Origin of the sequence: Paraburkholderia sp. JHI869 (assembly GCF_038900775.1) — a bacterium.
Lineage (GTDB): Bacteria > Pseudomonadota > Gammaproteobacteria > Burkholderiales > Burkholderiaceae > Paraburkholderia.
In genome coordinates this window covers 102,281-127,324 of record NZ_JAYMSC010000011.1, presented here as the reverse complement: position 1 = coordinate 127,324, position 25,044 = coordinate 102,281, and the positions used below count along the sequence as shown (strand labels likewise).

The window sequence follows — 25,044 nt, the reverse complement described above, 5'->3', positions numbered from 1 at the left end:
AGTGCAGCCGCACCGATCACGCCAAAACCCCACGCGTATCAATCACGACCTTCGCCTGCAAGCGAATCGGATCGACCTGCTTGAACTGCGCGTGATCGACAAGAATCACGATTACGTCCGCCTCGGCCATTGCGGTACGCAGATCACAAAGCCCAATACGCCCATCAAGCTCATCCGGAAGCTTGCGAATATTTGGCTCCACCGCAACAACCTGGCCAGGGAAACGGTCGGCCAGTTCTTTGGCGATTTCTACCGCCGGGCTTTCGCGCAAGTCATCGATATTGGCCTTGAACGCAAGACCAAGGCACGCGATAAGCGGCTCCCTGAAGCGCTTCGCAGCGCGCTCCACACGCTCGATAACCCAATGGGGCTTGTCGTCATTCACCGTGCGCGCGGCACGAATGAGTCGCGCCTGCTCAGGCGCTGAATCGACGATGAACCAGGGATCCACGGCGATGCAATGCCCACCCACTCCCGGCCCCGGCTGGAGAATATTCACGCGCGGATGCCGGTTAGCCAGCTTGATGAGCTCCCACACATTGATGTCCAGTCGGTCACAGATCAGCGAAAGCTCATTCGCGAACGCGATATTCACATCGCGGAACGAGTTCTCGGTGAGCTTGCACATCTCGGCGGTTCGAGCGTCGGTAATGATGCAATCGCCACGCACGAACACCTGGTAGAGTTCGCGCGCCGCGTCACTGCAACGCGCTGTCATGCCACCAATCACCCGATCGTTCTCGACGAGTTCTCGAATCACGTGTCCGGGAAGCACACGCTCAGGGCAGTGTGCAACGCGAACATCGGACGCGTCTCCCATTTGCTGTGGAAAGGTCAGGTCTGGCCGCAACTCAGCCATCCATTCGGACATTTTCCCGGTCGCCCCAACCGGCGAGGTCGACTCAAGCACCACGAGGTCGCCCTTCTTCAACACCGGCGCAACGGCGCGACTCGCTGCTTCGATATACGACAAGTCGGGCTTGTGCCCTTCCGAAAACGGAGTGGGAACGGCGATAAGAAATGCGTCCGCCGGTTCCGGGCTCGTCGTCGCGCGCAGGTACCCCTGCGATACCGCTGCGTGGACCAGCATGTCCAGTTCCGGCTCGACGATATGGATAGCGCCTCGGTTGATGGTATCGACTGCGTGCTGGTTGACATCAACGCCAATCACTTTCTTGCGGCGCGCGGCGAATGCCGCTGCCGTAGGGAGTCCGATATAACCCAGTCCAACAACCGAGATAGTTTCGAAGTTCATAGTAGCCAAGCCTTTATTCTCGATATCCTCATGCCGCGCGAGCCGCGGTGCCCCACCAGCCGTTCAGCGCGCTTGCAATGCGGTCGCACGCTTGCCCGTCGCCGTAGGGGTTTTCGCCGCGGCTCATCGCTGCATATGCAGCGTCGTCGTCAAGCAAATGCGTCACGCCCTGCACAATCGCGTCAACGTCTGTGCCGACGAGCCGCACTACTCCTGCCTCGATGGCTTCTTGCCGCTCGGTCGTTTCCCGCATCACGAGCACAGGCTTGCGCAGCGAGGGGGCCTCTTCCTGAATTCCGCCCGAATCCGTCAAGATCAAATGAGCGCGGTCCATGAGGCTAACGAAGGGGAGATAGTCGAGCGGCTCAATCAAATGCACGTTTCCGATTGCGGTCAGAAGGCGATTGACCGGTTCACGCACACTTGGATTCAGATGCACCGGATAGACGATGTACACGTCCGGCCGGGCACGCGCGATGTGCGCGAGCGCGGTGCAGATGCGCTCGAATCCATCGCCGAAGCTCTCTCGTCTGTGGCCTGTCACCAGAATCAGCCGGCGTGAGGGGTCGAGTTGCGGCAGCACACTTTGCGCTTGCTCACGCAGTTCTGTGTCCGTCGCGAAGCGGCCCCTTACGTGCAGCAGCGCGTCGATGACCGTATTGCCCGTGACGACAATTGAATGCGGCGGTACGCCCTCACGCAGCAGGTTCTCCCGCGCCGTTGCGGTGGGCGCGAAGTGGAGCGACGCGAGCGCGCCGGTCAGTTTGCGGTTCGCCTCTTCCGGCCATGGTGAGAGCAGGTTCCCGGTCCGCAAACCGGCTTCGACGTGCGCGACCGGCGTGCGGCTGTAGAACGAGGCTAGCGTGGCCGCCATCGTCGTGGTCGTATCGCCGTGTACGAGCACCAGATCAGGTTTGTCCCGCGCAAGCACATCACGCATGCCAGTCAAAATGGACGTTGTTACGTCGTAGAGGTCCTGACCTCGCTTCATGATGTTCAAGTCGAAATCAGGCTGGATCGCGAACAGTTTGAGCACCTGATCGAGCATCTCTCGATGCTGCCCAGTCACGCACACCCGGCATCGAATTCCCTGTTCCTTTTGAAGACGCGTGACAAGCGGGGCCATCTTGATTGCTTCTGGCCTCGTTCCAAAGGTTAGTAGTACATTTTTTTTCATTTACACCGCTCTGTGCAAAATGTGCCCTGCAGGGATCTCATACGGCCTCAGTCTGACCTCTTGCTGTAGTTCGAATAAGCTCCGTAGGACGCGCCACGTTCCGGCACATCGGTCAACAGCAAACCATCCACATCGACTCCCGCACTCGCGAGTTGGCGCGTGCATTCACGCAGTTCCGCGGCGGAATGGCGACCGTGCCGCACGACCATCAAAGTCGCACCCGCATGCTTACCTATCAGCACCGCGTCGGTAACCGCGAGGACCGGCGGCGAATCGATGATGACCATGTCGTAAGACGACGCCAACGCATTCAGCATTTCTCCGAGCCGATCCCGAACGAGGAGCTCCGCCGGACGGTCGGGTATTGCGCCCGACATGATCACGTCAAGGTTCGGCAGCGCTTCGCGATGAATGACTTCTTTAGGTTCACGACCAATCAGGAGATCGGAGAACCCGGGCTTGCGATTGATAGAGAAGTACGAGTGAATGTCACCGCGACGCATGTCGGCATCGATGAGCAGAATCCGTTTGCCAGTTGCCGCCAGCACCGTGGCAAGATTCACGGAAACAAACGATTTGCCGACACCCGGACGCGGCCCTGTAAGCATCACGATATTGTTCTCCGGCTTGAGCACGCCGAACTGCATAGCGGTACGCAGACTGCGCAGGCCTTCCACCGCCACGTCATCCGGATAGACGGCTGCAAGGACGGCAGGCCGCGTCGGATGACGGCGAACGGACTCCCGAAGTGTCAGCTCCTTCTCGCTGTGCGAGATGATCGCGTGCACTGGAATATCGACCGCGTGCTCGATTTCCGAAGGTGTTTCGAGCCCACCGTTGAACATGCGGCGTGCAAGTGCAATCCCGCACCCGAGCAACAGGCCAAGGACCAGGGCAAGCGGCAAGACCAGTAGTTTCAACGGACGAACCGGTTCTTCAGGCACAACTGCGTAGTCGACGGTCCGTACGTTACCGAGCTGCCCCGCCTTCAGCACGCGCAGTTGCTGCGTGCTGTCGAGCAGCTTCATGTAAAGATCAGTGTTGACCTTCACATCACGCATAAGCCGCAACGCCTGCTGCTGCGTGTCGGGCAACGCGGTCACTTGCTTCTCGTATTGCGTCTGCTGATGCTCGAGTTCGGCAATCCGCGCATCCACAGCCGCGACCGCGGGATGCGATGAGGTATATCGCTGGACGAGATCGGCGCGCTGCTGCTGAAGCTCAGTCAAACGCGTTTGCGTGTCGACGACCGTTTGCAGGAGAAGCTTGCCCTGCGCATCGAGATCGATTGCGCCGGACTTCGCCCGAAATGCGTTATAGCGTGCTTCCGACTGGTCGAGGTCAGCGCGAAGTTGCGGCAACTGCTCGCCGAGGAAGCCGAGCATTTGCTGAGCCTGCGCAGACTTTCGATCGACGTTGCGCTGCACGTAGAGGCTGGCGATCGTGTTGACGATTGCCGTTATACGCTGCGGATCGACTCCGTTCAGCTTCACACCAATGATCCCCGACTGCTTCGTCTTCTCTGCAATATCAAGCTTCTTTTGGAGCTCGGCGACGGTCAGTTGAGTCGACAATCGCTTCAAATCGAAGCGCACGCCAGGGTGTGCGAGTAGCGACGTCACCTTTAACGTGACCGGGCCGTATTGGGTTTCTCCGCGTGCAACGGTCCCCACGCGCCCTTGGGTCACGACGTCGCCAGCGGGATCCTCAAGTTCAAACCGCTCGGCGTCGAGCGCCGTCAATTTGAACTTCTTTTGATATAGCTCCCGTGGTACATCGAACTGTGCGACGCTGATGCGCTCACCGCCCCAGGCGTACTTGCTCATCCCGAGCACCGGTGGCAACAGTCCGTCGCTGTTCCGCAAGCGACTACGCGCAATGGGAGCACCAATGAGCGGGAAATAGTGGGGCCGAACGTCGATATCCACATGGAGGCGGTCAACCGTCTCCCCAACCACCATGCGCGACCGGATCAACTCAATCTCGGCGTCAGCCGTCGCCTTCGACTGGAAGAGCGAAGCCAGGTCGCCAAGCTTGTCGTTGATCGATCCCACACCGGAGTCGTCATCCACCTGAATCACGGCGTCGGCGCGATACACGGGCGTGCCGAGAAACGCATAGAACGCCCCCAGGACGAACACGGCCGCCGTGACAATACCAATCAGGGTGACGTTCTCCCGAAGAACGGCGAAGAGCTCGGAGAGATCAATTTCATCGTCGTCCGCTGTATTGGCCGACGAGTTTTTCTTAAGAAGAGTCATGATTCAATGAACCTGCTGTCCTGCGAGGACGCCACGCCAGTGCGCGACGCCATGTTCGATCTGCGCGACCGCCAGGTCGAACGCTGCACGATGCCGGCGATAAGGGTCGACAACGTCAAGACCTTCCGTTTCGATCAATCGAAACACCTTGCCGCGCGTGAATGGCCAGGCGCGCTCGATCTGCTCCCGCTGCACCTTCGTCATGGTGAGAATCAAGTCGGCATGGCGGACGCGCGCATCGGTGAGCTGTGTCGCCACATGATTCTCGAGCACCACGCCACGATCGCGCGCCAGCTCGACGATGAGCGAGTCCGCCCCCTCGCCAACTAACGCATGCGTACCCGCCGAACTAAATCCGATAGCAGGCAGCGAACGCGCGAGCATCGCGCACGCCAACGGACTGCGGCAGATGTTGCCTTCGCAAACAACCAGAACGCTCTCGATCATTTCGCCACCAAACCAGCGGTCAAGCCCGCGTTGATCGCGGGAATCAACAACGTCAGGACGCGATTGAAGCGAACGAGGCCATTGCCATCCACATACACGACGTCTTTCGGCTGAAGATCGAATTCCTTGGCAACCAGCATGGCCACTGGCGAACGACCATCCAGATGGAAGACCTCAGGTTTGCCGTTCAACGCGCCACGAATCACAAACATTTGCGCCGCGTCGGCGGTGGACGAGTTCACACTGCCAGCCTGAGCGATGGCATCGGCTAGCGTGATGCGACCGGTGCGACGCGGAATGGCCGAGATCGGCTTGTTGACTTCGCCCATCACGTAGACGTCGTTCTCGTCGCGAGCGACGACGCGCAGCATGTCGCCCGGCTTGAGATACAGGCGCGACGGACTGAGGCCGCTCGCGACCATTTGCGTAAGATTGATGCGGTGAGATTTGCCTTCACGCACGAGCACGAGGTCGCTTTGATCGGCGGTGTCCGAGAAGCCACCAGAGCGCGCGACCGCTTCGTACAGCGACATCGGGACGTCGTTCACCGCGACCACGCCAGGGCTGCGCACCTCGCCGTCCACATAGACTTCGTGGGCGCGGTAGGAAGCCATCCGCACCGTGACTTGCGGCTTGATGAAATAGCGGCCGAGCGCAGCGGTCAGGCGTCGCTGCACGTCCTCCGCGCGAAGTCCTGCGACGCGCGTCGTGCCCGCGTAGGGAAACGTGAGGTCACCCGACTGATCGACAACGAAGCCGGCGTTGGGATCACCGGGACGCGTGGATCCCTGCCATTGCGCGCTCCCAAGCGCCGCGGCAAGTTCGGGGTGGTCCCACACGACGATCTGCAACACGTCGCCAGCGCCGATCGTGTAGGGCTGAGGAACCGCCGAAAGCAAATCGATCTGCTGTTGCTGCCACTTCAGTCGCGCTTCCTGGAAGCGTTTCACGGTATCGACATTGAGTTCCGTGATGGGCACTTCGGGCGTGGCGGAGCTAGCATTGACCACTTGTGCCCCCGAACTACCGGCCGCAGTTCCCTCAGCGGAGGTCGTCTCAGCATCTGCGTCAGTGACGTCGTTCGGCGCGGCCTGCGTCGTTCCCCGCGAAACCGACATGCGCATGCCCGGCGCTACGGCACACGCGCCTAGTGCAATGCAAAGGGCGAATGCGATGCCGCCACTCGCAAGCCGGGCGGCGGTGTCGTGCCACTGCCTGCGAGCGCCGCGACCTGAGGATTGATTGATTCGTTTCAGCACGTCTACATTCCGGCTATTCAATACGCGTTGCGATGTACCAGTCCCTTGAAGATCGTTGCGACGACGATGCGCATGTCGAACCAGAAGGACCAGTTGCTGAGGTAATAGAGATCGTGTTCGACGCGGCCCCGCATTTTGTCGACCGAATCCGTTTCGCCGCGAAAGCCGTTCACCTGCGCCCAGCCGGTAATTCCCGGCTTGATGCGATAGCGGTGGACATAGTCGTCCACGATGTTTTGATAGAGCGCATCATGTTCGATGGCATGCGGGCGCGGCCCGACTACCGACATTTCGCCTCGCAGGACGTTGAGGAATTGCGGTAGCTCGTCAAGACTCGTGCGGCGCAGGAAAGCACCAACGCGCGTAATGCGGGGATCGTTACGGGTCGCCTGCTTGACGACGCCGTGCACCGTTTCATGCGCTCGCATGCTGCGGAACTTGTATATGTTGAAGACCTTGCCGTTTGCCCCCTTACGGCGCTGCGTGAAGAGCACCGGCCCCGGCGATGAGAGTTTCACGGCGAGCGCGACTGCCAGGAGCGCCGGAGAAAGCCCGATGACAGCCAGCAACGCAAACACGCGGTCGAAAATGTCCTTCGAGACGAGGGCGTCCGACGAAAGCGGCGAGCCCACGAGGTTGATCGCCGACGTACCATCGAGGTTGACCATTTCGCCTTCGAAAAGCGCCAGGCCACTGACATCGGGAACGAACCGGATGTTCACGAGGTCGTTGCGAAACAGGTCGATGAATTCGCGAATCGTGTTCTCTTCCGAGAGCGGCAACGCAAGCCAGACTTCCGCGACGTGATAACGGCGCACGAATTCGGCAAACCCTGCCCGGTCACGAAACGCCGGTACGACGCCCGGCGCTGTGGAATTTTCAGGGCCGGTGTCGAAGATGGTCGACGCGGCGTAGATTGAGTTTGGCGTTGTTTCGACCTTGCGCAGCAGGTGGCGGCAATGCGCACCGCTGCCTACGATTGCGACGGGGCGTGTGCGTGCGCCCTGCTCCTCGCGGCGCAGACAAAGGCTGCGTTCGACGATCCTGCAAATTACGAGGCCCAGACCGGAGAGACACATCCATCGCGCGAACCATTCGCCCGCCGGACGATAGGGATCGAGCAGAATGATTGCGACCAGCAATGCGACAGCGAGCGCGAGCACCAAAGCGACTACCGGCGCGCAAACGCAGCACCAGAAGATGTGGCTACGAATGGTCCGATACAGGCCAAAGAGCGGGAAGAGGAAGACCGCCGCCAGGAGCGCGAACGCGACAAGTGCGTTGTCATAGCCGGGCTGGGCCGCCGTCGTCTCTAACCGCAAGGCAAAGTACGCGCACACTACGATCACAACAATGTCCAGCAAACGCATTAACGGGCTGGAGCGGCGCCTTGATGTAATGCGGTTTCCTTGAGTTGGCAGATGCATTAGGTTATCCACGAATGGATTGATAGCCGCGTCCCTGTAGACGTGGTTCGTCGCCGCTGGCGCACGCCAATTGCCTCCGGTTACTGCAGATTTATTCTTGAAATAGCCAGCCACGTCGTGGATCCGCCAACAATAAGAGACGATTTACGCGAAGATTGGATGCTTGCCTGCACGCTGCACTCGTTCAATGAGTTCGATGTCGCTCGCGCGGATACGCACACCCTCTATGTGCCGACCTGAAGGTGGATACCTCATGCGTCAACTTTCGCGTGGGGGCGTCTTGCCGAATCCGTTTCCTGTCTGAAGACAGCGGAGAAAGTTTCGTCCGCTGATACTTTTTCGTATATAGGAAGAGTCCGAAATGGACTCGTAATAGATGGCACCCAGACTACCCCAGATATCTCGAATTCACTGAAAGCAGGCACCTTAACAAGCTATTTCCCGTTCCGCGATATCTCATAATTTGCAGTACAAACTATTTGTTTCAGAGCATTACGGACTTGCGACGACGCGTGAAATCGATCATCGATGGAAATGATTTACGCAATCGAAAAATAGCCGCACCAATATCCAGAACGAGATACAGATAGCGGAATATTTAAATTCCCACAAATCGCCCAGTATTTTCTTTTTAATTTTCGGACGTTTGTTAATTCGACTTAAAGCTCAATGAACTTCAAGAGGTGGCATCAGAATCCTCTGGCACCACCCCAGGAACAACCTTACTTCTTCTGAATGAACTCGATCTTGTACCCATCCGGATCGGTCACGAACGCGATCACTGTCGTCCCATGCTTCATCGGACCAGCTTCACGCACCACCGTCCCGCCCTGCTCCTTGATCTTCGCGCAAGCGGCATAGGCGTCCTCGACCTCAACCGCCAGATGCCCAAACCCCGCGCCAAGATCATAAGAAGCCGTATCCCAGTTATGCGTGAGCTCGATCACGGTGCCGTCGCGCTCGTCCGTGTACCCGACGAAGGCCAGCGTGAACTTGCCATCGGGGTAGTCCTCGCGGCGCAGCAGTTTCATTCCGAGCAATTCGGTATAGAACTTGATCGAGCGATCGAGGTCGCCGACCCGGATCATCGTGTGCAGCAGGCGCATTGTGTACTCCGTTTTGCCGTCGTCAAAAAACGGACTGTACCAAAAACCCGCCAGCCCTGCCGGCGCCGGCAAGATGCGCCGATTTGATCTAGCATGGACGCCATCCCGAAATTGCCGCGGCAATTTCGCCAGCTAAGCGTAAGCAAAGCGCGTAAGCAATGAACGCAAGCAACGAGGAGTAGACATGCGAATTCTGGTAGTCGGTGCGGGTGCGACGGGCGGCTATTTCGGCGGCCGGCTCGCCGCCGCGGACCGTGACGTGACGTTTCTGGTGCGCGAGGCGCGCGCCGCGCAACTGCAGGCAGACGGTCTCGTGATCCGCAGTCCGGCGGGCGATCTCACGCTGCGCGACGTCAAAACGGTCACGCGCGAATCGCTCGAGTCGCAAGGCGACCGGCCGTTCGATCTCGTGCTGCTCAGTTGCAAGGCCTACGACCTCGACAACGCCATCGATTCGTTCGCCGCAGCTGTCGGCCCAAACACGTTGATCCTGCCGTTGCTCAACGGCATGCGCCATCTGGAAATCCTGCAGGCGCGCTTCGGCACGCAGGCGGTGCTGGGCGGCGTCTGCCTGATCGCGTCCACGCTCAATGCGAAGCGCGAGATCGTGCATCTGAACGACGTGCAGGCGATCACGTTCGGCGAACTCGGCGGTGGCGTCTCGGCGCGCGCGCAAGCCGTGGCGGATCAGTTCGGCAATGCCGGCTTCCACGTGAAGGCAAGCGATCACATCCTTCAGGAGATGTGGGAGAAGTGGGTGTTTCTCGCGTCGCTCGCGGGCAGCACATGTCTTTTCCGCGCGCCCATCGGCGTGATTCTCGCCACGCCCGACGGCGCCGCAGTCATCGAGCGTCTGTTCGCCGAATGCCGTGCGATCGCCGCCGAACACGGTCACGCCGTGCGCGACAGTTTCCTCGAACGTTCGCGAGGGATGCTGTTCGCCAAGGGTTCGTCGCTCACCGCCTCGATGTTGCGCGACGTGCAGAACGGTTCGCGCATCGAGGCCGATCACGTGCTCGGCGATCTGATCAAGCGCGGTGGCGCGGCGCAGCACGCATCGAACGAGCTTTCGGTGCTGCGCGTCGTCTACAGCCAGCTCAAGGCCTACGAGGCGCAGCGCGGCGAGGGGGCCTGAGCGGCGGCTAACAACGCACCGGCAAGGCGGCGCGCCACACGCATATCAAGCGCCGCCTGCTCCTTCCAGCGCCTGCGCAAGGCCCACATATTCCTCGACGGGCACTTCCTCGGCGCGGCGCGCCAGATCGAAGCCAAGCGCGTCGAAGTCGAGGCGCTCGCGGTAATCGCTGAGCGTATTGCGCAGCATCTTGCGGCGCTGCGAGAAGGCGGCCGTCACGAGTTCGCCGAGCAAGGCGTCGTTCACCTTCGGCAGTTCGTGCGGTGCGTAGGGAATCATGCGCACGATCGCCGAGTCCACCTTGGGTGGCGGCTGGAACGATTCGGGCGGCACGTCGAGCATCTTGTCCATCACATAGCGATACTGAAGCATCACCGTGAGGCGGCTAAAGTCCTTGCTGCCCGGCTCCGCCACCATGCGTTCGACCACTTCGTTCTGCAGCATGAAGTGCTGGTCGATCACACGGTCGGCGAACGTGGCGAGATGAAACAGCAGCGGGCTTGAAATGTTGTACGGCAGGTTGCCGACAATGCGCAGCGTGGGCTTTTCGCCGGGCGCCGCAAGCGAGCCGAAGTCGAACTTGAGAGCGTCGCCCGCATGGAGTTCGAGCAGCGGGCCGAACTTCTTCGTGAGACGCGCGATCAGGTCGCGGTCCAGTTCGACCGCATGCAGCGGCGATTCGGGTGTGGCGAGGCGCTCGATGAGCGGCTCGGTGAGCGCGCCGAGACCCGGCCCGATCTCGACCATGCGCTCGCCGCGCTGCGGGCGGATGACGTCGACGATCGAGTCGATCACGCCCGTGTCGACGAGGAAGTTCTGGCCGAAGCGCTTGCGCGCGAAGTGGCCCTGGTGCTGTCTGCTGCTATTGGACATCTTCTCTGGAATCAATCAGATAGCGCGCCGGTGGCGCGCCATCGAAACGGCGGTGTCGAGGGCGGCGATCAGGCTGCCTGCGTCCGCGCGGCCTGTGCCGGCGAGATCGAGCGCGGTGCCATGATCGACCGAGGTGCGCACGATCGGCAAGCCGAGCGTGATGTTGATGCCTTCGCCGAACGTCGCGTATTTCAGGACCGGCAGGCCCTGGTCGTGGAACATCGCCAGCACGCAGTCCGCGTCCTTGAGGTAGCGTGGCTGGAACAGCGTGTCGGCGGGATACGGGCCGCGCGCGTCGATGCCTTGCGCGGCGGCGGCGGCCAGCGCCGGCGAAATCGTGTCGATCTCCTCGCGCCCCAGGTAGCCATTCTCACCCGCATGCGGGTTGAGGCCGGTCACGAGGATGCGCGGAAGCGGCACGCCGAAATGATGGCGCAGGTCATGGTCGATGATGCGCAGAGTCTCGACCAGGCTCTCCACCGTGAGCGCCGCGGAGACGTCCTTGAGCGGCAAATGCGTCGTGGCGAGCGCCACGCGCAACGGGCGCGCGCCGGTGCCTGCCAGCATCATGACCACGCGCGGCGTGTGCGTACGCTCGGCGAGGTATTCGGTGTGGCCAGTGAAGGGCACGCCGGCGTCGTTGATGGTGCTCTTTTGCAGCGGCGCGGTGACGATCGCGTCGAATTCGCCCGCCAGCGCGCCGTCGATGGCGCGGTCGAGCAGCGCCAGCACATAGCGGCCGTTCGTAGCGTCGAGCTTGCCGGGCTTCGCAGGCGTGGCCAGTGCCACATGCTCGACCTGCACGGGCTGGTTGGCCAGCACGGCACTCCAGTCGACGCTCGCGGCCGTCGCACGCGCCTCGAGCAGCGCGCTGTCGCCGAGCACGACGAACTGCGCGTCGGGCCAGTGCGCCGAGGCGCCCGCCAGCGCGGCGGCGGTCAACTCGGGGCCGACGCCGGCCGGCTCGCCGGTGGTGATGGCGATACGGATCGGCCCCGCCCTCCGCGGAGCCGGCGACGACGATGCGGAGGCGTTCATGGCTCGAATCCCTGGCTGACTGCTTAGTTGTGCGGCGGCGTCATGCCCGCGATCTTGTAATTGACGTAGGCGCTGTCACGCAGTTGGCGCAGCCAGTCGGCGTAGGCCTGCTCGGCCTTGCGCTGGCCGATGGCCTGGCGCGCGAGCTCCATTTGCTGCGCGATCGAGCCTTCTGCGTCGCGGCGGCCCAGCACCTGGATCAGGTGGTAGCCGTACTCGGTGCGTACCGGCTCGCTCAACTGACCGTCCTGCAGCGTGTTCATGGCGCGCTCGAATTCAGGCACGGTTTCCCCCGGGCTGATCCAGCCGAGGTCGCCGCCCTGCGAAGCCGAGCCGTCCTGCGAATAGGTGCGCGCGAACTTGGCGAAGTCGCCGCCCGCCCCGATTTCCTGGCGAATTTCGAGCAGCTTCTGGCGTGCCTGCGGCTCGGACATGCCGTCGCCCACGCGCAGCAGGATGTGGCGCACGTGCGTTTGCACGAGCTTGGGCGCGTCGGCGGCGGTGCCCTGGCCCTGGCGGCGTTCGACGAGGCGCACGATCTCGAAGCCGTCGTTGGTGCGGATCACCGTGGGATTCACCTCGCCCGGACGCAGCGTGGAAGCGGCGGTCACGAACTCGGGCGGCAGCTTCGACTGCGCCAGGAAGCCCATGTCGCCGCCCTTGCTTGCGTCGCTCGCCTGCGAGTTCGACTTCGCGAGGCTCTCGAACTTGCTGCCCGACTGCGCTTCCTTGAGCAGCGCGTTGGCCTTCGCCTGCGCAGCTTCGATGTCGGTTTCCGAGGCGTTCAGCGGCGCCTTGATGAAGATGTGCTGGAAGTGCAGGTCGCTCGACTGCCCTGCGTTCGGTCCGCGCTGGCTCGCGATGTAGTTCGCGACTTCGGCGTCGGACACCGTGACCTTGCTGTCCACTTCCTTCTCGCGCAGCTTCGAGAGCGTGAGTTCGGTGCGCGCGTCGCGCATGAACGTGGTCCAGGGCACGCCCGCTGCCTCGATGCGCGCGCGATAGGTGGCGAGATCCATGCCGTTGGCCTGGGCGAGACGCTCGACCGTGCGCTGCACGGCGGCGTCGTCGACGGTGATGCCGTCTTCCTTGGCCTTCTGGAGCTGAATGCGCTCGAGCACCATCTGGTTGAGCACCTGCGCGCGCAACTGCTCCTCGGGCGGAACCGGTGCGTTTTGCTGCTGCAGCCGGTGAGCAATCATTTCGGCGCGGCTGTCGAGCTCGCGCTGCGTGATCACGCCGTCATTGACGACTGCGGCGATCGTGTCGACCGTCTGGCCATTGCCAGCCGGGAGACCTTGAGCTTGCGCCGGCGCGGCCGGCAACACGCCTGCGACGGCGAAGAGACTCGCAGCGTACGCTGCCAGGCGAAGCTTTTTCATGATTCCCACAGATACTCCAATGTTGGCGGGCACGCTTCGCCCGTCTCTATGCAACCGACACCGCGTTGCCCCGAGGCGCATTGCGCTCCGGATCACGCGTTATTGATAATCAGTGAAGCGCGAATCCGGCGGCGACTGAGCCGGCAGCTGCGTATACCCCGGCACTGCGGTCCTGAACGCCGCCACCAGCCCGTTGTCGACGTTCGACAGTCCCTTGAGCGTAAGCTGCGCGAGAAACCGCGTTGACGAATTCGGCGTGCCCGACGTATTGAGCCCGTTCGCGTAACGCTGCAGGCCGACCCCGAGCACCCAGCAGTCGGCGTCGTACTGCATGCCGACCAGGCCGTCGACGATCCGATGACCGTTCAGATCGTAGTTGAAGCGGCCCACGGCGTACACCCGGTGCGAGAACGGCCATTGAGCCGAGATCAGAACCTGGTTGATCGGCTGGAAGTCGAGCGTGGTGTTCGCGCGCGTGTAGCGGTAGGCCACGTTCAGCACGCGGCTCGTTCCCGGGCTGTACCCGAAGCCGATGCTCGCCTTCGTGAGCTGGTTGTTGTCGGCATTATATTGGAACGCCGTTTCCGAAGCGAAACCGGCCCCGATTTTCAGGGCGGCGCCCGCAATCAGGTCCGAATGCGTCGCCTGGCTCGTGCTTTCGCCCGAGTTCAGCGTGACGCGCTGGTCCTGGAAGTAATACTGCTGCGCGATCACGAAGCGCGCGCGCTCGTCGCCCGAAGCCGGGTCGATGAAGCGCGTGGTGAGCGCGGCCGTAATGCGGTTCGCGTCGGCGATGCGGTCGTTACCGACGAAGGTGTTCGGCGTAAAGATTTCCGCGAGGCCGAAGTCCGACTCGGCGGTGTCGAAAAGGGGCGCGAACTGCTGGTTGTGATACGGCGTGTACACGTAGTACAGGCGCGGCTCCAGCGTCTGGATGTAATCCTGGCCGAACAGGTGGACCGAGCGGTCGAACACGAGGCCTGTGTCGAAGCTGAAGGTCGGGATCGATTCGGTGAAGCTCTTCGGCGTGCCGACAGGCGAACCGAAGGTCGAGGTCGGCGAACCGATGTTGCTCAGGTTGTACGACGCAAAGTGCCACTGCACCTTCGGCGTGACAAAGTAACCCGGCCCCATCAACGAATACGACAGGTACGGATTGAAGACGACGCGGTCGCCTTCGGTCGCATCGGCTTCATTCAGGCGGAAGCGCGAATAGTCGGCTTCCATGCCGTAGTCGAAGCCGCCTACGTTGTACTTCGCGTACTTCACGTTCAACTGCGGCTCGCGGCCATACGGCGGCGTCGACGATTCGACCGCCTGCCAGTGCTGGTAGCGCCCGAGCACGGACCACGGTCCGTTGTTGTACGTGAGGCCGGCTTCCTGCTGGTACAGCGTCTGTGTGCCGTTCAGGAACTGGTTGGCCGGCGACGACAGGTCCGACGGATAGGTGTTGTCCGAGACCTTGTTGTAATAGACGTAGCCGCCGAACCCGTTGCCGAAGTTCTGGTTGTGCTGGATGAACAGCGCATAGCGGTTCGTCTTCGTGATCGCGTCGTCCGGCAGGAACGTCCCGGTGATCGATCCCGAGTAATTCGTCGAGAGATACCGGTAGTTGCCCTGCAGGAACACGCCGCGCTTCGAGATGATCTCGGGCGTGAACGTGAAGTCGCGGTTCGGCGCGATGTTGAAGTAATACGGCAGCGAGATTTCGTAGCCGTTCGTCGAGCTGACCGAGAACGTCGGCGGCAACAGGCCGCTGCGCCGGTCGCCCGAAAGCGGGAACGACAGCCACGGGCTCGCGAAGATCGGCACATCCTGGAAGAACAGCACGGCGTTGTGCGCGACGCCTTCGTCGCTGCCGGTGTCGAAATCGAACTCGCTGCCCTTGATGTACCACGCCGGATTGGTCGAGCAGTGGCACGCGGTGTAGGTGCCGGTGGTGAGCACCGAGCGCTCGCTGTCCAGCAGGTCGGCGCGCGCGGCGCTGCCCGAGCCGCCCGTGAGCGTGAAGTGGTACTTCGGCGCGGGCATGAAGCCCTCGTTCGCCTCGACCTTCAAATGCGCCTCGGGCCCCGTGAACGTCGTGCCGTTCTGCACGACCACGACATTGCCGTAGGCATTGGCCATGTCGGTGTCCTGGTCGTAGTGCAGGGCGTCGCCCTTCACCACGTTCGTACCCTGGCGCAGTTCTGCCGCGCCTCTCACCGCGAGGTCGGTGTCGACCGTGCCGGTCGTCGAATCGCCGAGCACGAAGGTTCCCGGGTGCTGGCCCGACGCGTTGGGGTGATCCTCGAGCTGCGGCGCGATGCGCAGGCTCCACGGGCCGTCCAGCTGTTCGGGTTGCGCGGCTGCGCCCGCGAGCTGGGCGTGCGCGAGCGCGGGCACCAGACCCGGTACGGCCAGGAGTGCCGCGATGAGCCGCCGCTTGCCCGGCACGCCGTCGTCACTAGGGGAGATCGTCTGGAAAAACTGTCTGGGCGGCATGTATGGTTTTGGCGAATCGGCCCGGCCGCCTGCCCTCTCCATGATGGTGGCCCGCCTGGGCACCCGCCTCCCGATGAACCGGATCGAGGCCGGGCTGCAAACAATTAATTACAATTCATCGAACCCTGGAGCGACGATGAATGCGGCGAGCGAACCGTCATGCGGGCTTTGGCGCGAGTCGCGTCAAAAAAGTCGTGGGGTATTATATGGCAAGACGTTGATCCACTGATTTTGCCTCTGGCTTTCATGACCTTATCCGCCGCGCATTCTCCCGCCGCTTCCCCTGCCGCTACTCTTGCCGACAGCCGCCGCGACCTGCTCGCCGCGTGGCTCGGCGGCCACGCCAAGCAGTACGCCCTCGACCTCGCAACGCTTGCCCCAGCCTCGGCCGACGCGAGCTTTCGGCGCTATTTCCGCCTCGAGAGCGCAGGCGCGCACGGCGCGACGCTGATCGCCGTCGACGCCCCGCCGCCCGAAAAAAGCCGCGAGTTCGCCCAGATCGCGCAGTTGCTCGAGGCGGCGGGCGTCCACGTGCCGCGCGTGCTCGAAACCGATTTCGACGCGGGCTTCATGCTCGTGACCGATCTCGGCACCGCGCCCTACCTGAAAACACTGCAGGAAGCGGGCCCCGGCGCGCGCTCGCGCGAGCTGATGCGCGACGCCATCGACGCGCTGATCCGCTGGCAGCTCAGCTCGCGGCCCGGCGTGCTGCCAGACTTCGACGAAGCCTTCTTGCGCCGCGAAATGGAGCTGATGCCCGAGTGGTATCTGGAGCGGCATCTCGGCCGCAAGGTGGACGAAGCCACGCGCGGCGTGCTGGATCGCACCTTCGCCCTGCTTGTTTCGAGCGCGCGTACGCAACCGCAGACCTTCATGCTGCGCGACTTCATGCCCCGCAATCTGATGATCGCCACGCCCAACCCCGGCGTGCTCGACTTCCAGGACGCGGTGTACGGCCCGATCACCTACGACGTCGTCTCGCTGCTGCGCGACGCGTTCCTGAGCTGGGACGAGGAGTTCGAGCTCGACTGCTTCGCGCACTACTGGGAGCGAGCAAAAAAGGCGGGCCTGCCGGTCGACGCGGACTTCGGCGAGTTTTACCGCCAGCTCGAGTGGATGGGCCTGCAGCGTCACATCAAGGTGCTGGGCCTCTTCTGCCGCATCAATTATCGCGACGCCAAACCGCATTACATGGCCGATCTGCCGCGCTTTCTCGGCTACGCGAGCAAGGTCGCGCACCGCTACCGCCCGCTCGTGCCGTTCGCGCGGCTCATCGACGACCTGCAGGGCAGCGCCGTCGAAGTCGCTTACACCTTCTGAAGCGGGCCGTCATGACCCAATCGAATCACGCGCGGGCCGAGGCGCGCCACGGCCGCACCGCCATGATCTTCGCCGCCGGACGCGGCGAGCGCATGCGTCCGCTTACCGACACCTGCCCGAAGCCGCTTCTCGCCGTAGGCGGCAAGCCGCTCGCCGTATGGCAGATCGAGCGGCTCGCCGCGGCGGGCTATACGCGCATCGTCATCAATCACGCCTGGCTCGGCGCGCAGATCGAAGCCGCGCTCGGCGACGGCGCGCGCTTCGGCGTGACGCTTCACTACTCGCCCGAGCCCGACGCGCTCGAAACGGCGGGCGGCATTGCGCAGGCGCTGCCGCTCATCGAGTCGAACGGCACACCCGAGGTATTCCTCGCGGTGAGCGGCGATGTCTACAGCGCCTACGATTTCGCGCGCCTGAACGCGCCCGCGCAAGCGCTGGCGGCGCAGGCGCTGCCGGGCATGCATCTCGTGATGGTGCCGAACCCGCCGTTTCATCCGAAGGGCGACTTCGCGCTGAACGACGACGGCCGCCTCGCGCTCGAAGGCGCGCCGCGCTACACGTTCGGCAATATCGGCCTCTATGACACGCGCATGTTCCGCGATCTCGCGCCCGGCACGAAGCGCGCACTCACGCCGTACTATCGCGAGTCCATCGCGCAAGGACGCGTGAGCGGCGAGCTATACGAAGGCGTATGGGAAAACGTCGGCACGCCCGCGCAGCTCGAAGCGCTCGACGCCGCGCTGCGCAATCCGACCCACGCGCACCAAAGCTGAAACCCGCAATGCGACACCGCGCGCCGAGCAAATGCCGGCGCGCTGTGCGCGCGCATCAGTTTCCACCCGCCGCCGGCAACTCCAGTTGCCCTCGCAGTTGGCCCTCTTGCGACCGAGGCGCCTCGCCAGCCTTCTGCTGCTGAAGCGCCCACATCTGCGCATAGTGTCCGCCCGCGTGCAGCAGTTCCGCATGCGTGCCGCGCTCGACGATGCGCCCGTGATCCAACACGATGATCTGCTGCGCGTGCACGACGGTCGAGAGCCGGTGCGCGATCACGAGTGTCGTGCGCTCGCGCGCGATCTGGTCGAGTTCGTGCTGGATGGCGCGCTCCGAGCGCGAATCGAGCGCTGACGTCGCCTCGTCGAACAGCAGGATCGGCGGATTCTTGAGCAGCGTGCGCGCGATCGCCACGCGCTGCTTCTCGCCGCCCGAAAGCTTGAGGCCGCGCTCGCCCACGGGCGTGTCGTAGCCCTTGGGCAGACTCTCGATGAACGCGTGAATGTGCGCCGCACGCGCCGCCGCGATCACTTCCTCGCGGCTCGCCGTGGGCCGCCCATAAGCGATGTTGTAGTAGATCGAGTCGTTGAACAGCACCGTATCCTGCGGCACGATGCCGATCGAGGCGCGCAGCGAGTCCTGCGTCACGTCGCGGATATCCTGGCCGTCGATGGTGATCGCTCCGCCACTTTTACCAGGATCGGTGCGGTCGAGATCGTAGAAGCGGAACAAAAGCCGCGCGAGCGTGGACTTGCCCGAACCGCTATGCCCGACCACCGCCGTGGTCGTGCCCGCCGCAATCGTGAAGCTCAAGTCGTGCAGAATCTGCCGCGACGGCTCATACGCGAAGTTCACGTGCGAGAAGCGCACCTCGCCGCCGCGCACCGCGAGCGCCTGCGCGCCTGGCACATCGGCGACTTCGCGCTCGACGGTGAGCAGCGTGAACATGCGGTCCATGTCGGTGAGGCTTTGCTTGAGCTCCCGATACACCACGCCGAGAAAATTCAGCGGAATGTAAAGCTGCAGCATGAAGGTGTTGATGAGCACGAGGTCGCCGAGCGTGAGCCGCCCCGCCATCACGCCTTGCGTGGCGCGCCAGAGGATGAACACGAGCCCCGTGCCGATGATCGCCTGCTGCCCGAAGTTGAGTGCGGAAAGCGAGTGCTGCGACTTGATCGCAGCCTTGCGGTAGCGACGCAGATTCTCGTCGTAGCGCGTCGTTTCCCACTCTTCGTTGCCGAAGTACTTCACGGTCTCGTAGTTGATGAGCGAATCGATTGCCCGCGCGTTCGCGCGCGAATCGAGCTCGTTCATCGTGCGGCGGTAATGCGTGCGCCACTCGGTCACCTTCACCGTGAAGACGATGTACGCAACGAGCGCGATGAGCGTCACGATCGCGTAGTACGCCTCGTACTTCACCACGAAAAAGCCGAGCACGAGGCCCACTTCCACGAGCGTCGGCAGGATGCTGTAGAGCGAGTACGAAATGAGCTGCGTGATGCCGCGCGTGCCGCGCTCGATGTCGCGCGACATGCCGCCCGTCTGCCGTTCGAGGTGAAAGCGCAGCGAGAGCGCGTGCAGATGGCGGAACACCTTGAGCGCGAGCTGACGCACGGCGCTCTCGGTCACCTTCGAAAAGAGGATCTCGCGCAGTTCGGTGAAAAGCGACGTCGAGAGACGCACCACGGCGTAGGCCACCACGAGCAGCCCGATGCCGCCCGCGAGCACGATGCCCGGCGCGTGCTCCGCGCGGCCGAGCGCCTCGAGATGGCGTACCGAGGCGAGGTTATCGACGATGTGCTTCATCACGATCGGCACGCCGAGGTTGGCCACCTTCGCGCCGATCAGGCAGGTGAGCGCGAACGCCACGCGCCATTTGTAGGCGGTGAGGTAAGGCAGCAGCGAAACGATCGTCTGCCAGTCGTTGCGCGGCCCGGTGGCGGGCAGAGCGGGTTCGTTGGAAGCGGGAAAGCGGCGCATGGGGCGGGCAGCAGGATGCATGTGCGATGCGGCGCGCGAAGGCCGGTTCGGAGACCGGAAGCTGGCGCGGCGCAAGCGGCACGACGTGTCATGTGGGGTTATCGGCGACGGGTTTCGCAAAGGTGAAGGGCTCTAATCGAGCCGACCGCCGCACCTTATGCTTTCCCGTACAATTCCTGATCAACGTATTGTCGCAGAAGGCGGCGCGCGCCGCTGGGCACCCCCAAACCCGCGCCGTAGCGCCCTCCGCCGTTCGATCCCTTTTCATGGAAGCCCGATGACCGACTCCTTCCCGCTCCCCCAAAAATCGCCAGCGCTGCGCGTCGTGCCGCAGCCCTCGGACGCCAACGTTCACGGCGACGTCTTCGGCGGCTGGATCATGGCGCAGGTCGACATTGCCGGCTCGATTCCGGCGAGCCGCCGCGCCAACGGACGCGTTGCGACCGTCGCGGTGAACTCCTTCGTGTTCAAGCAACCGGTGTTCGTAGGCGATCTGCTGAGTTTCTACGCCGACATCGTCAAGACCGGCAACACCTCGGTGACCGTCGAGGTCGAGGTGTACGCGCAGCGTATGCGCCTCCAGGAGGAAGTGGTCAAGGTGACGGAAGCCACGCTCACCTATGTCGCGACCGGCGCGGACCGCCGCCCACGCCAGTTGCCGCCGATCGAATGACACCGCAGCGAACGTAACCGTGAGCCCGGCCCTTGCGCCGGCTCAAACCGTCCAGGCCAGCCCCGGCGTTTCCTCGTACGAAGCGCTCGCGCGCAAGAGCGCCGCGGCCTCGTCGCCGGGTAGCGGCGGCGCGAAGAAGTAACCCTGCAACTCGTCGCATGCGCGCTCGCGCAAGAAGGCGAATTGCGCCGACGTCTCCACCCCTTCCGCGATCACCTGCAACTGCAGTTCGTGCGCAAGCGCGATGATGGCCGCCGTGATCGTTTCGTCGTCGCTGCTCGTGCCGATATCGGCCACGAACGAGCGGTCGATCTTGAGCCGGTCCACAGGCAGGCGCTTCAGGTAGCTCAGGCTCGAATAGCCGGTGCCGAAGTCGTCGATGGCAATGCCGATGCCCAGCGCGTGCAGTTCGTTCAACATCGACACGGCCTCTTCGGCATTGCGCATGAGCGTGCTCTCGGTCAGCTCGATTTCGAGCCAGCAGGCTTCCAGCCCGGTTTCCTGCAGCACGTCCTTCACCATTTGCGCGATGTCGCGCTGATGGAACGTCTTCGCCGAGAAGTTCACGGAAACGCGCACGGGCGGCAGCCCCGCTAGCTGCCACGCACGGTTCTGCTGGCAGGCCTCGCGCAGCACCCAGTCGGAGAGCGGACCGATCAGGCCGCTTTCCTCCGCCACGGGAATGAACTGGGCAGGCGAGACGAGCCCAACCTCCGGGTCGCGCCAGCGCACGAGCGCCTCCATGCCGACGATGCGCCCGCCCTCGATCTCCACCTGCGGCTGGTAGTGCAGCAGGAACTCGCTGTCGCGCAGCGCACGACGCAGGCGCCGCTCGAGATTCAGGCGCGCGCCCACGTTCGCGTTCATTTCGGGCTGGAAGAACTGGAACGTGTTGCGGCCCATGTCCTTCGCGCGGTACATCGCGACGTCGGCCTTCTTCATCAAGGTCTCGGCGTCGTTGCCGTCCTGCGGGAAGACGCTCGCGCCCATGCTGCAGCCCACGTACAGCTCGGTGCCGTCGATCCATACCGGCTCCGAGATCAGTGCTCGCGCCCGCTCCATCCAGCCGATCAGCGACTTCTCGTCGATGGTGTCGGTGAGCACGATGACGAACTCGTCGCCGCCGTGGCGCGCAACCGTGTCGGTCGTGCGCGTGCAGCGCTGGAGACGTTCGGCCACCACGCCCAGCAGACGGTCGCCCACGCTGTGGCCGAGACTGTCGTTGACGTTCTTGAAGCCGTCGAGGTCGATGAACACCACGGCCACGCCCGTTTCGTGCCGCTGCGCCGCGAGCAGCGCGTGCTGGAGCCGGTCTCGCAGCAGGTTGCGGTTGGGCAGCAGCGTGAGGCTGTCGTAGTTCGCCTGGTATTCGAGCTGCTCCTGGTAGCGGATCAGCTCGGTCACGTCGTTGATGATGCCGATGTGATGCGTGATGCGGCCGTCGAGATCGGGCACCGGCGCGATCAGCAGCTGGTTCCAGAAGAGCGCGCCGTCCTTGCGGTAGTTGCGCAGCACCGCGCTCACTTCGCGATTGGAAAGCAGCGCCTTGCGCACCGCGATGAGGCCGTCCTGATCGCGGTCGTCGCGCTGCAGGAGGCGGCAGTCCTGGCCGATCACCTCGGCCGGATCGAAGCCCGTGATGCGGCGAAACGCCGGATTCGCGTACTCGATCAGATTGCTGCCGCCGGGGCCCGGCGCAGTGATCAGAATGGCGTTCACGCACGCGTCGAGCGCGCGGCTTTGCAGGCGCAGCGCGAGGTCGGCGCGCTTGCTTTCGGTGGTGTCCGAGTACGAGCCGAGCACGCCGATCACGCGGCCGTCGCCGTCGAGCATCGGCAGCTTGCTCGTGAGCGTCGTGCGGTGCAGGCCGTCGATCGTGTGGTCGTCCTCGAAATTGATGCGTGGCAGGCCCGACTCGATCACCTCGCGGTCCTGCTCACGCATCTCGCCGGCGTAGGCGCGCCACGGCAGGTCGTCGTCGGACTTGCCGATGATCTGCTCGGGGTACGACAGGCCCGCGTCGCGCGCAAAGGTCATGTTGCAGCCGAGATAGCGCGATTGCGCGTCCTTCCAGAAGATGCGCTGCGGAATGTTGTCGATCACCGACTCGAGCATCTGGTTCGAGCGCTGCGCCTCCGCTTCGGCCTTGATCTGCTCGGTGACGTCGTCGGCGAGCACGAACACGGCGTCGCGGCCGAGGAAGGTGAGCGAGTGATGCGAGATGTCGGCGCTGATGATCGAGCCGTCGCGGCGACGATGGTGCCAGATGCCGGCCATCATGCGCACGTTCTGCGTGAGCATGTCCGAGCGCGTGAGATGTTGCTCGAGCCGCGAGACGTCCTCGGCCGGACGGATGTCGCGGATCGTCATCGTGAGGAACTCTTCCTCGCTGTAGCCGTACTGCTGGATCGCTGCGGTGTTCACGGCGAGAAAGCGCAGCGTCTCGCGGTCGAACACGTACATCGGCACCGGATGCGCGTCGAACAGCCCCTGAAAGCGCTCGCTGCGCAGGCGCATGCCGCTCACGGCGCGCAGCTTCTCGCGGGCGGCGCTCTCGCGCGCGCCGAACGTGTAGATGAGGAGCGTCGCGCCCGCGAGCATCGTTACGATCAGCAGCAACAGGGCGCGGCCGCCCGAGCGCGCCGAGTCGGCGAGTGCGGCGGCCAGCGCCAGATCCTCCGCGCGTTGCAGCCCCGCGAGCCTTGCGTCGAGCTGGTCCACGAGGCTGTCAATGCGGATGTATTCGCCGGCGAGCCACGCGGCAGTGGCGGGCGACGACGTTGCGCCGCTAGTTGCGGACACTGCGGCGGCCGCTGCAGCGGTCGAAGGCGTTGCCGGGTCGGTAAGCGCGGCGCTCGCTGTGATGGGGTTCGGGGCAATGTTCGCCGCCCCGTTTGCACCGATCGGCGCCGCCATGAGCGTATCCAGCGTCACGGCGCTCGCCGCCGCATCCTGCGCGGCGTGCAGCGGCAAGATCGTGCCGGTCACGACATGACCGGCCATGCGCGCGTCGGCGGCGCTTCCGGTTTGGACCGCCTGCGTGTTCACAGCGGCAGCACCGTTGCGGGCGAGCGCGTCGCGGGCTCCCCACGGCGCGGCGGGCGAACGCGCGGCGTTCGCGGGCATTGCCGTGCCGAACTCCTGGCTGGCCTGGCCGCCCTGGCTGGGCGCACCGTCAGCCGGCACAGGCTGAGCAGCCACGGGCCCGCTTGCGCCCGCCGCCACGGCAACCTGCCCGCTCTCGTCGGCAACGCGTTGCTCGGCGCGCGCAAGCGTCATGTCGATCTCGTTCGCAATCGCGCTGGCCTGCCCCGCCAACGCATCGAAGCGAGTTGCGAGGTCGGCGTTGCCGGCCAGCTCCACGCGCAGCGCGCGGGCGGTCTCCTCGAGCATGGCGGTACGCGCCTCATGCGCGGCGGCCGACTCCGGCTGGCCTTGCGCCGCGAAGCGGCCCAGCGCGCGCACGCCGCTGCCAAGGGCATCGCGATAGCGGTCGAGGTCGTGCCGGATCGTCGCGGCCTGGCCAGCGCGCTGGTCGATCTGGCGCTGACCGTCGATCTGCGTCCAGGCGACGAAAGCGTTCGCGCCCACAGCCGCCGCAACGACGGCCAGATTGATGAGTTGGCGCTTCGAAAAGAGAAGGTTCATGAATGCCGAGCGTCGTTCGCGCCCGCGCCGCGAGCGCGGGATGATGGGTCACGACTGTGCGCGACCGGTCGGCGCCTGACGCGCCAACCCGAAATAACGGCACGGCAAGCCTTCTCTTGAGGGTAAATGTGGAGCAAGACGCGGAAATAGACGCGCCGCGGCGCGCGAGGCAGCCGCGGTTAGCGGGAATCGGGTATGGATCGGCTTTGAATCGCGGCGGTCAAGAGCGGTGGAAGGCAGCGGGTGAAAGTTATCGCGGCACCGCCAGCCCGAACTCCTGCATCGCCGGCGCGAAGTCGTGGTTGCTCTCGGGTTTGCGCGCGAGCTTCGCCAGCACGTAGCGCTGGAACGGGTCGAGCTGCGCCCAGTCTTCGACGCCCGGCGCTTGCAGGCTGGCAAGCTCCGACTGAAGCGCAATACCGCCCGGCACCGCGTTCACGTTGCGCCAGGCCGGCGCTTCTTCGGGCGCGAACCATTCGGGCTCGACGTTCGCGTGCGTGCGCATCATCTCGAAGAGCGCATGGTCAAAATTGGGCTCGATCTGCGTGTCTTCGTCCACGGGGAAACACGCCAGCAGCCGGCGGTCCTCATAGGGCAGCAATTGCCATTGCGCGAGAGAAATCCGCAGACCAAAGCGATCCAGGTTGAAGCGCACGCACATCGGGATATAGGTGAGGTTTTCCGACGAGTCGACCTCGAACCGGAAAAGCAGCGGAGCTTCGTTCAATGCCATGACGGTATCCTCAGCGCGGGCGGCCCGCTTGAGGTATTTTAGAACCTTCCGCGCGCGGCGCGGCGCCGCCGTCCC

Annotated in this window: 19 protein-coding genes; 5 read left to right on the top strand and 14 right to left on the bottom strand. The window is 63.7% G+C overall.

The window, feature by feature from the left end; all coding sequences use genetic code 11:
* Window positions 1-16: 16 nt before the first annotated feature.
* The 7 genes from wecC to gloA form a co-directional block, all read right to left on the bottom strand.
* Window positions 17-1,255: a UDP-N-acetyl-D-mannosamine dehydrogenase gene (wecC, locus tag VSR72_RS19905; RefSeq protein ID WP_342954058.1), complete on the bottom strand. Its 1,239-nt coding sequence runs from the start codon at window positions 1,253-1,255 to the stop codon at window positions 17-19.
* A 28-nt stretch (window positions 1,256-1,283) separates the two neighbouring features.
* Window positions 1,284-2,432, bottom strand: a complete 1,149-nt coding sequence (wecB, locus tag VSR72_RS19900) for a UDP-N-acetylglucosamine 2-epimerase (non-hydrolyzing) (RefSeq protein ID WP_342954057.1) — start codon at window positions 2,430-2,432, stop codon at window positions 1,284-1,286.
* A gap of 47 nt (window positions 2,433-2,479) precedes the next feature.
* The gene (locus tag VSR72_RS19895) at window positions 2,480-4,693 is read right to left on the bottom strand and encodes a polysaccharide biosynthesis tyrosine autokinase (RefSeq protein WP_342954056.1); all 2,214 of its coding nucleotides are present in this window, start codon (window positions 4,691-4,693) and stop codon (window positions 2,480-2,482) included.
* A gap of 3 nt (window positions 4,694-4,696) precedes the next feature.
* The gene (locus VSR72_RS19890; RefSeq protein WP_342954055.1) at window positions 4,697-5,140 is read right to left on the bottom strand and encodes a low molecular weight protein-tyrosine-phosphatase; all 444 of its coding nucleotides are present in this window, start codon (window positions 5,138-5,140) and stop codon (window positions 4,697-4,699) included.
* A complete protein-coding gene (locus VSR72_RS19885) occupies window positions 5,137-6,150 on the bottom strand; it encodes a polysaccharide biosynthesis/export family protein (RefSeq protein WP_342954054.1) in 1,014 nt (337 codons plus the stop codon). The genes VSR72_RS19890 and VSR72_RS19885 overlap by 4 nt, the downstream gene beginning before the upstream one ends.
* Before the next feature lie 266 nt (window positions 6,151-6,416).
* Window positions 6,417-7,940 carry an undecaprenyl-phosphate glucose phosphotransferase gene (locus tag VSR72_RS19880; RefSeq protein ID WP_342954053.1) on the bottom strand — a complete coding sequence of 508 codons (1,524 nt, stop codon included), beginning with the start codon at window positions 7,938-7,940 and terminating at the stop codon, window positions 6,417-6,419.
* Window positions 7,941-8,548: 608 nt separating this feature from the next.
* Window positions 8,549-8,932 carry a lactoylglutathione lyase gene (gene gloA, locus VSR72_RS19875; RefSeq protein ID WP_342954052.1) on the bottom strand — a complete coding sequence of 128 codons (384 nt, stop codon included), beginning with the start codon at window positions 8,930-8,932 and terminating at the stop codon, window positions 8,549-8,551.
* Between the two features lie 184 nt (window positions 8,933-9,116).
* Between gloA and panE the strand changes: the two genes are divergently transcribed.
* Window positions 9,117-10,067, top strand: a complete 951-nt coding sequence (gene panE, locus VSR72_RS19870; protein ID WP_342954051.1) for a 2-dehydropantoate 2-reductase — start codon at window positions 9,117-9,119, stop codon at window positions 10,065-10,067.
* A 45-nt stretch (window positions 10,068-10,112) separates the two neighbouring features.
* Here the strand turns inward: panE and rsmA are convergent, their stop codons facing one another.
* From rsmA to VSR72_RS19850, 4 genes are all read right to left on the bottom strand, one after another.
* The gene (gene rsmA, locus VSR72_RS19865) at window positions 10,113-10,940 is read right to left on the bottom strand and encodes a 16S rRNA (adenine(1518)-N(6)/adenine(1519)-N(6))-dimethyltransferase RsmA (protein ID WP_342954050.1); all 828 of its coding nucleotides are present in this window, start codon (window positions 10,938-10,940) and stop codon (window positions 10,113-10,115) included.
* Window positions 10,941-10,955: 15 nt separating this feature from the next.
* On the bottom strand, window positions 10,956-11,978 hold the full coding sequence (pdxA, locus tag VSR72_RS19860) for a 4-hydroxythreonine-4-phosphate dehydrogenase PdxA (protein ID WP_342954049.1): 1,023 nt from the start codon (window positions 11,976-11,978) through the stop codon (window positions 10,956-10,958).
* 23 nt (window positions 11,979-12,001) lie between these two features.
* Window positions 12,002-13,360, bottom strand: a complete 1,359-nt coding sequence (locus tag VSR72_RS19855; RefSeq protein WP_342954048.1) for a peptidylprolyl isomerase — start codon at window positions 13,358-13,360, stop codon at window positions 12,002-12,004.
* 99 nt (window positions 13,361-13,459) lie between these two features.
* On the bottom strand, window positions 13,460-15,844 hold the full coding sequence (locus tag VSR72_RS19850) for an LPS-assembly protein LptD (protein WP_342954047.1): 2,385 nt from the start codon (window positions 15,842-15,844) through the stop codon (window positions 13,460-13,462).
* Here VSR72_RS19850 and VSR72_RS19845 point away from each other — a divergent pair.
* From VSR72_RS19845 to murU, 3 genes are all read left to right on the top strand, one after another.
* On the top strand, window positions 15,774-16,073 hold the full coding sequence (locus VSR72_RS19845; protein ID WP_167337692.1) for a hypothetical protein: 300 nt from the start codon (window positions 15,774-15,776) through the stop codon (window positions 16,071-16,073). The two genes, VSR72_RS19850 and VSR72_RS19845, sit on opposite strands and share 71 nt — an antisense overlap.
* 17 nt (window positions 16,074-16,090) lie before the next feature.
* Window positions 16,091-17,164, top strand: coding sequence for a phosphotransferase (locus VSR72_RS19840; RefSeq protein ID WP_342954046.1), 1,074 nt, complete (start codon window positions 16,091-16,093; stop codon window positions 17,162-17,164).
* A 62-nt stretch (window positions 17,165-17,226) separates the two neighbouring features.
* Window positions 17,227-17,937 carry an N-acetylmuramate alpha-1-phosphate uridylyltransferase MurU gene (gene murU / locus VSR72_RS19835; protein WP_342954176.1) on the top strand — a complete coding sequence of 237 codons (711 nt, stop codon included), beginning with the start codon at window positions 17,227-17,229 and terminating at the stop codon, window positions 17,935-17,937.
* 55 nt (window positions 17,938-17,992) lie between these two features.
* Here the strand turns inward: murU and VSR72_RS19830 are convergent, their stop codons facing one another.
* On the bottom strand, window positions 17,993-19,915 hold the full coding sequence (locus VSR72_RS19830) for an ABC transporter ATP-binding protein/permease (RefSeq protein WP_342954175.1): 1,923 nt from the start codon (window positions 19,913-19,915) through the stop codon (window positions 17,993-17,995).
* 277 nt (window positions 19,916-20,192) lie between these two features.
* On the opposite strand from VSR72_RS19830, the gene VSR72_RS19825 reads away from it, so the two are divergent.
* Entirely contained in the window at window positions 20,193-20,588 is a 396-nt protein-coding gene (locus VSR72_RS19825; RefSeq protein ID WP_028206008.1) for an acyl-CoA thioesterase, read from the top strand.
* Window positions 20,589-20,630: 42 nt separating this feature from the next.
* On the opposite strand, the gene VSR72_RS19820 is transcribed toward VSR72_RS19825, so the two are convergent.
* Both VSR72_RS19820 and VSR72_RS19815 read right to left on the bottom strand, forming a co-directional pair.
* Complete coding sequence (locus VSR72_RS19820) at window positions 20,631-24,236, bottom strand: EAL domain-containing protein (RefSeq protein WP_342954045.1); 3,606 nt, start codon at window positions 24,234-24,236, stop codon at window positions 20,631-20,633.
* A 250-nt stretch (window positions 24,237-24,486) separates the two neighbouring features.
* The gene (locus VSR72_RS19815) at window positions 24,487-24,969 is read right to left on the bottom strand and encodes a nitrate reductase associated protein (RefSeq protein WP_342954044.1); all 483 of its coding nucleotides are present in this window, start codon (window positions 24,967-24,969) and stop codon (window positions 24,487-24,489) included.
* Window positions 24,970-25,044 lie beyond the last annotated feature (75 nt).